Genomic DNA, 7,577 nt, shown 5'->3' with positions numbered 1-7,577 from the left:
GGTGGAACGGGCTACCAGCCCGTTTTTGGCGGCAACCTGCCGCCAAAAGGCCCGGCGGGCTGTTAGCCCGCCGCAACAGGCCGGTGGCCTGTTCCACCCAGAAGACAGTTTTCAGACAGACCCTAAGCCTAAGTCTAAGAGCGTGTCCGAAAATTCCGCGGGGTCCTGTTTTCGCGCCAAAGGCCGGATGGCGAGGCGCGACGAAGGAGAATATCCTCCCTGGATCTTCGACTGAGGAGCAACGAAGCCAGGCGGCCTTTGGCGCGAAAACCCTCCGGGCGGCGGGTCTTTTGTCCGTGGCCTGCGTTGGCTCGGTCCTTACAGCCCGCGTTGGGGATGCTCGGACCTCGCCGCCTTGGCCACAGCCAAAATCCCTCGCCGCAGGACCCCGCGCAATTTTCGGACACGCTCTAAGGCCCTGGACATGAATTCCCGTTGCGGAGGTTCAGGGGTTGGCGTAACAGTCACGGGTCGCTGCATGGTGAGCCCCACACGAACTGGCGTCGTCGGCCAACTTCTCTTTGTTTTGCTGGCTTCCTTTTGCGGGTGCCAGCGCAATCCAGCGCCGTCAGTTGGCGGTGGGACTTCCCCAGCGGCTTCACGCTTCTTTGAAGAGATCACCGGCCAGGTGGGACTGCGGTTCCTGCATGATTCCGGCGCGACGGGCCAATACTTCATGCCTGAACACGTCGGATCAGGCGCGGCGCTGTTTGATTTCGACAACGACGGCCGGCTGGATGTGTATCTGATTCAATGCGGCGGTCCGGCGGCGAAGTCTCGGAACCAGCTTTATCACCAGCAGCCCGACGGAACCTTCCGCAATGTCAGCGAAGGTTCCGGCGTCGATGTCGCCGGGTACGGCATGGGCGTCGCGGTGGGCGACATCAATAACGACGGTTTGACGGATTTATTGCTCACCGAGTACGGGGCGGTGCGGCTCTTCATCAATCTTGGCGCCGGCAAATTTGGTGACGGGACGGTCGCCGCGGGTCTGGACAATCCGCGCTGGGCCACGGCCGCGGCGTTCTTCGATTTCGACCGCGACGGCTGGCTGGATCTGGTCGTGGCAAATTATGTCGATTACAACCCGACCCAGAAGTGTTTCGATCCCGCGGGGGTGCCGGAGTATTGCGGGCCGCAAAATTTCGACGGCACGGTCGCGAGGCTGTTCCGCAATCTCGGACGAACAGGCGCGAGCGCGGCGTTCGAGGACGTGACGGTGCGTTCAGGATTGGCGCGCACCACGGGGCCGGCGCTCGGCTTGCTCTGCGCCGATTTTGACGGCGATCGCTGGCCGGACATTTTCATCGCGGACGACGGCCAACCGAACCGGCTTTATCTCAATCAGCGCAACGGCACGTTCGCTGAGGAAGCGGCCCTGCGCGGCCTGGCCTACAATGCCATGGGCGAGACCGCGGGCAATATGGGCGTCGGCGTCGGCGATGTGAATGGCGACGGGTTGTTCGACCTTTTCGTGACGCATCTCGTCCACGAGCAACACGCGCTCTGGGTGCAGGGCCCGCGGGGATTTTTTCAAGACAAGGCGGCTGAACTTGGATTGGTCAATCCGGCGTGGCGCGGAACAGGCTTTGGAACCGTGCTGGCGGATTTTGACCTGGACGGGCGCCTTGATCTGGCGTTTGTCAATGGGCTGGTTCGCCGCGGCAACCATCCCGGACCGCGCGTCGAAGGCCTGCCGTCCTTTTGGTCCGCCTATGCCCAGCGCAACCAACTCTTCCGCGGCGACACGGGCAACAAATTTATCGATATCTCCCAGTCGAACGAGGCGTTCTGTGGTCGCGCCGCGGTCGGCCGCGGACTGGCCTGCGGGGACATCGATAACGACGGGGACCTCGACCTTCTGGCCACCACCACGAGCGGCCCTGCGCAGTTGTTCCGCAACGTGGCGCCGCGGTTGGGGCACTGGCTCATGCTTCGCGCGCTTGATCCGGCTCTGGGCGGACGCGATGCTTATGGCGCGGAAATCGTGGTCGATGCCGGCGGCAAGCGCTGGCGGGGTTTGGTGCAGCCGAGCACGAGCTATCTTGTGAGCAATGATCCGCGAGTCCATTTTGGTTTAGGTTCCGTGGAGAAGATCGATAACATTCGCGTCTTCTGGCCGGACGGCAGCGAGGAAGTCTTCACCGGCGGCGCCGCGGATCGCGAAATCAGATTGCAGAAAGGAAATGGACACAAACCGTGACTGGTTCTTCGCTTTCGGCAGTCGTCGTGGATCTCGCAGGTCACCTTCCCCCTCACCCTGGCCCTCTCCCTCAGGGCGAGGGGAAAAGCCATCTTGCGCTGGGAGCAACCCTGCGCGCTCGGCTCATCGAAATGCGGCGGTCAATGCTCCCTCTCCCCAAGGGAGAGGGCTGGGGTGAGGGGGAAGGTGATCTCAGACACTCGTGAGGTTTGGCCACCGGAATCAGCGAGCAACCACCATGACTTACTGCTTGGTCCGCGGGATGGACGACAAAGCTTGTAGCGCAGAGTGGCACTCTGCCGTATCGCAGAATTGTATTTTGCGGGGCGTCTCCCAGTCCGAGCACGCTGGGACTTGCCGGCGCCCTGCCGATTGGAAATCGGCGATACCGCAGATTGAAAATCTGCGCTACGGTTCTCCGGTCGATCTGTCGTCAATCCCACGGTCTGCACAGTAAGCGAACAATGAATGCCGTCAACCGACGTTCTTCTCGTGCCACCCGCCACGCGGGCCGCAGAAACTGGAGGACCTGGATTGGCCTATCGTTTGCCATCGCCGCGGGTTGCTTGTGGTTCTGGATGCATCGCCAAACGCGCCCGATCCCGGAGATTGATCTGACGCGACTCGATCCTCCGGTCGCCAAACTGATCCAAAACCAGCTGGATGTAGTCCGCGCTCAACCGCAATCCGCGACAGCCTGGGGAAAGCTGGGATCGATCTTGCGCGCCTACAGTTTGTCAGAGCCGGCTCGCCGGTGTCTGAGCGAAGCCGAACGGCTCGATCCGCGTCAGCCGCGCTGGCCGTACTTTCAAAGCCTCTTGCTCTCCGCCAACGCGCCTGAGGAATCGCTGGCCAAATTGCGCCGAGCCGTCCAGCTTGCCGGGAACGACCCGGAAACGCCGCGACTCCGTCTGGCCAGGCTGCTGGCAGAATCGGGGCGCTGGGATGAAGCAGAGCGCGAGATTCAGGAACTGTTGCGCGCTCAGCCCGAATTCGTTCCCGCGCTTTTGCTCAGCGCGCGGCGAGCCCAAGCCCGAACGAATGTCTCGGAAGCGATCGCCCTGGCTCGGCGCTGCGCCGGGGATCCACGGACCGCGCGGTCAGCGTTCATCTTGCTGGCGAACCTGCATCGGCAACAGGGAGACCTCGCTTCCGCCAGCAATGCCACACAACGCGCGGCCGCGCTCCCACCGGACGAACCGGCCGCCGACCCGTTCCTGGCCGAGGCCGCTCTGCTGCGCAATGATCCGAGAATTCTGGCGGAGCCGGCGCATCCGCTCCTCGCAGCCGGACGTTTGAAGGAAGCCGAACCGCTCATTCAAAGGCTGATCCACGAGCATTCTGAGTTCGCCGAGACGTGGCTGCTGGCGGGGCGGCTCCAGTTTTTGAAAAAAGACCTGGCGGCCGCGGAGCAATCCTTGCGGCGTCACCTGCAATTGGACCCGCGCTCCAGCCAGGGTTGGTTTCAGCTGGGGTTGGCGCAACTCGGGCGAGAGCAATTCCCCGAAGCCGCCGAGACCTTTCTCAAAGCGACCGGGCAGAAACCAGATTTCGGCCCTGCTTTCTACAACCGCGGGTTTGCCCTGGCTCGCGCCGGAAATCTTCGCGAAGCGATTCCCGCTTTTCGCGAGGCCGCCCGCCTCAACCCGGAACGCATCGATTCCTGGCTGATGCTCGCGGACGTTTATCTGCGTCTGGGTGAAGGAAGTGAAGCGTCGAAATTCCTCCAACTTGCCGAACCGCTGAACCCAACGCATCCGGGCCTTCGCCAACTCCGGGAGAAAGCTCAACGCGCTGTTCGCAGCAAATCTTGAACGTAGGGCAGGCTTCCAGCCTGCCTGCTCCTGCGGAGCCTGATCCATGAAATTCGTGGCGAGTCCTATTCCCGTCTCCCGATCAAACCACCGTTCCAGGTCCACCGCGTTCCTCTTCCCCACCTTCCTTCGCACGGCAAGGATACGCGAAAAAGGTTTCTTGAAAATGGTTCGCGTATTTCGCGTGGTTTGCGGTTTGGTGCGTTCGCCTTGAAAAAGAAGCCGCTCCGCCCTTCACGCCGGCGCAAGAATCTACTTCGACCTCAGTCCCGCTGTGTTCATCGCGATCACGCGATAGCGGTGCTTTTTCCCCGGCTGCATTGTTAGGTCAGTGAAACGCATTTGCGCCAATGGCTGCGCGGGTGTGTCGCTGTACTGCAGGCTCTGGAAGAGCGGGCGGCCGAAGGGATTCTTCGCCTGCGCGGGCACGGTGGCGAGCAACTGTCCGTCGCGCTCGATCAGGAAATGCGCGAGGCCACTTTCCAGATCGGCCTCAGCTTCCCAGGTCAGTTCGTTGCCAGTGACGCGGACGTGGAACGGCGCCGGCGGCGGTGTGGTGTCGGTCATAGCGGTGTCTTTCACGTATTGCGCCCAAGCCTTGGCAGTGGCGGCGTTCGGCAGCCAGACAGATGTCTCCTTCGCGCCGGCGAACTTCGCGGCCGGCACGAGCGCGCCTGAGTTCGGCTCGAGCACATTCAACGGCACGAGCCAGGCGGATTTCTCCGGCATTGGCTTGAGCGGTCGGCCAAGCTTGCGCGGCAACCGTGTGGCGAGACAGGCGTCGAGCCATGGAATGGCGAGGTAACGCTGATTGCCACACTCGTGGCTCGAAAGCGGATCGACGGCGACGCCGACGAGACCGCCGCGGCCGCGCAGCTCGGTGAAAAAGGACTCGTTCGCGGGCCACACGCCGGAGAAGCGATTCGTCTTGTCGGTCACGCCTTCCTTCGTGCCGAGGTTGCACATCACCGGCACGTGCAGCGCGGCGGCGGGGATGACGTAGGGCGCGGGTCTGTTCGTCGTCGCCTTGAGTGACGGCACCCCCGAACGGAGCCACGCGGCCACGACACGCTCCGGATGCAGCAACGTCATCCCGCCCGCCCAAAGGCCGCCGCCGCTGTGTCCCCACAACGCCCACGGCACGTTCGCCAGTTCGGAATGACCGGACAACATGCCAAGGTCGGCAAGTGATTTCTGGAAGGCTGCGTCCGAGCCGTTGCGCGGATCGCACCAAAGCTGGCAGTTCGCCTTCTCCGGCTGTTCATACACCGGCGATAGCAGCGCGCAGCCGTGCTTCTTCGCCAACGCTTGCCAGTGCAAGTCGAACGCGCCCGTCATGCCCGAGCGGCACGAGCCTTCGCCGCAGCCGTGCTGATGCACCACCACGCCGCGCAGCGTCTTCACGCCTGGCGGAATCCAAATCGTGTAAGTGACGGGGAAGGCCAGCCCGCCCGGCGTCTTCGCTGCCTCATAGCGCACGCGAAAATACGGCGGTTGCACGGGCGGATAGTTGGTGTAAGGAGATTCCTGCGCCGACAGCACCCTGGCGATTGCCATCAATAAGATGGGAAAGTAACGCATGGCGGAATGAGAACAGAAATCGAAGCGCGGCGAAAGAGGAGTCTTGCGCTTTGGCCTGCGGTGGCAAGCGCAGCGCGACACCGCTTTCGCCCACACGACATGTGACCGAAAGCGGCCTGGCGCTTCCCTTCCCGCCGCAGTCCAGAACATCCGCGCGACCCCGGCGCCAGCCTTCACCGAGCGCGCGGGAATTCCTTCCCGATCACGCCCAACATATGTAGCATCGGGTCATGAAATCAGCCGCCCTCTTCGTTGCATTCTTTGCGCTCATTTGCGGCACGCTGCCCGGCGCCGAGCCGGCGCGGAAGCCCAACGTCCTTCTCATCATGGCGGACGACCTGCGCGACTTCGGCGGCGCGTTCACGAGCGCGGTGGCCAAGACGCCGAACCTCGACCGGCTCGCAGCGCGCGGAGTGCGCTTCGAGCGGGCGTTCGCGCAGTACCCGGTGTGCAATCCAAGCCGCACTTCGATGCTGCTCGGGCTGCGCTGCGAACAGACGGGCATCGTCGGCAACCAGCAGTTCTTCCGCGGCCCGCTGCCGGACACCGTCACATTTCCGCAGTTGCTCCGGCAGCACGGCTGGACCACGCGCTCGTTTGGAAAAATCCTGCACGCCGCGAACACCGGCGAGGCCGTGCGCGACCAATGGCTCGACACCGGCAAATCGTGGGACCACGCGGAAATTCTGCCCGCGCAATCGCCGCATCGTCGCGGTGAATTCCGCAACCTCACCGGCGGCAAACTCCCTTGGTGCGAAATCGGCATCCTGGATGGCAGTGACGACGAGCAACCGGACGGCCGCACAGCGGCGGCCGCGATTCGCTCGATGGAGGCACTAACCGCCGCTGGCAAACCGTGGATGGTTGCGGCTGGTTTCCATCGCCCGCACGATCCGTTTCATTCCCCGCGAAAATATTTCGATCCCTATCCGAAGGACGCGCTTCGGCTTTATCGCGACCCCGCCGGCCTGAGCAACGCCGTGGCGATGGCGATTCCGGCCGGCTGGCTGGCGGACTTCGCGAAGTTCACTGACGACGACCGGCTCGATTTCTTCCGCGCCTATCTCGCCGGAGTGTCGTTCATGGACGCGCAAGTCGGCCGTCTGCTCGACACGCTCGACCGCCTCAAACTCTGGGACAACACGCTCGTCATCTTCCTCGGCGACCACGGTTATCACCTCGGCGAGCGCGGCTGGTGGAACAAGAGCACGCTTTTCGACCGCTCTTGCCGTGCGCCGCTGCTCATCACTGCACCCGGCGTGAAGGGCGGGCAAGTTTGCCGCTCCCCCGTCGAGTTCATCGACTTGTATCCGACCGTCGCCGAATTCTGTGGCGTGAAAGCGCCGCACGCGCTGGCTGGCTTGAGTCTGCGCCCCGTGCTCGCCGACCCCGCACGCCCGCACAAGGACGCCGCGTACACCCTCGTGACACGGGGCCCGCAACGCTTTGGTCGCAGCGTCACCACTGGCCGCTGGCGTTTCACCCAATGGAGCGACGGCGCGACCGAACTTTACGACCACGACGCCGACCCGGAGGAGACGCGTAACATTTCCGGCGACGCAGTCAACGCGACGGTGGTCGCGGAACTGAAGCAAAAGCTGGCTTCACTTCCGCCGTGGCAGGCCAACGGCGAAAGATAATTTGCCGATGAGAACTCCAGCCAGTGGGCGGCGCGAAAGCCGGGGCGGACATCCTCGCCTTCCGCGAGGCCATGCCCGCGCCCGCGCTGCTGTCTGAGTTCCGAGGCAACGTTGCCGGCGTGCCCACCGCGCCATTCTGGTCGGAAGAACTCGGGAGGCATCGCCGCCAAGCACGAAAATGTGCGGCAGATGGCGTTTTGGAGTCAACTCGGCCGCTGCCGCACATTTTCCGGTAACGCCGCAAAGGCCAGCTTCGCGCACGTTAACGGATCCTGTTTGGCCGGCACGTTGCCGTCTCGAAACTCGTCAGCCAGCACCAAATCGGCTTCCGCCCACACC

The 7,577-nt window shown here is 63.3% G+C and carries 4 protein-coding genes; 3 read left to right on the top strand and 1 reads right to left on the bottom strand.

Going from position 1 to position 7,577, the window contains the following annotated elements; genetic code table 11:
* Positions 1–424: 424 nt before the first annotated feature.
* On the top strand, positions 425–2,203 hold the full coding sequence (locus FJ398_24065; GenBank protein ID MBM3840974.1) for a CRTAC1 family protein: 1,779 nt from the start codon (positions 425–427) through the stop codon (positions 2,201–2,203).
* A gap of 464 nt (positions 2,204–2,667) precedes the next feature.
* The gene (locus tag FJ398_24060) at positions 2,668–4,017 is read left to right on the top strand and encodes a tetratricopeptide repeat protein (protein ID MBM3840973.1); all 1,350 of its coding nucleotides are present in this window, start codon (positions 2,668–2,670) and stop codon (positions 4,015–4,017) included.
* 252 nt (positions 4,018–4,269) lie between these two features.
* Here FJ398_24060 and FJ398_24055 read toward each other — a convergent pair whose 3' ends face one another.
* On the bottom strand, positions 4,270–5,559 hold the full coding sequence (locus tag FJ398_24055) for a hypothetical protein (protein MBM3840972.1): 1,290 nt from the start codon (positions 5,557–5,559) through the stop codon (positions 4,270–4,272).
* 269 nt (positions 5,560–5,828) lie between these two features.
* Between FJ398_24055 and FJ398_24050 the strand changes: the two genes are divergently transcribed.
* Positions 5,829–7,238, top strand: coding sequence for a sulfatase (locus FJ398_24050; protein MBM3840971.1), 1,410 nt, complete (start codon positions 5,829–5,831; stop codon positions 7,236–7,238).
* The last annotated feature ends 339 nt before the right edge of the window (positions 7,239–7,577 follow it).

This window comes from Verrucomicrobiota bacterium (genome assembly GCA_016871535.1).
In the GTDB taxonomy this organism is placed as follows: Bacteria; Verrucomicrobiota; Verrucomicrobiia; order Limisphaerales; family SIBE01; genus VHCZ01.
The sequence above is the reverse complement of the archived record's forward strand: the minus strand, read 5'-3'. Positions and strand labels throughout refer to the sequence as shown.

What these genes read in the sequence shown, in the direction of transcription:
- FJ398_24065 (MBM3840974.1), top strand. Translation starts at nt 425, where the DNA reads ATGAATTCCCGTTGCGGAGGTTCAGGGGTTGGCGTAACAGTCACGGGT.
- FJ398_24060 (MBM3840973.1), top strand. Translation starts at nt 2,668, where the DNA reads ATGAATGCCGTCAACCGACGTTCTTCTCGTGCCACCCGCCACGCGGGC.
- FJ398_24050 (MBM3840971.1), top strand. Translation starts at nt 5,829, where the DNA reads ATGAAATCAGCCGCCCTCTTCGTTGCATTCTTTGCGCTCATTTGCGGC.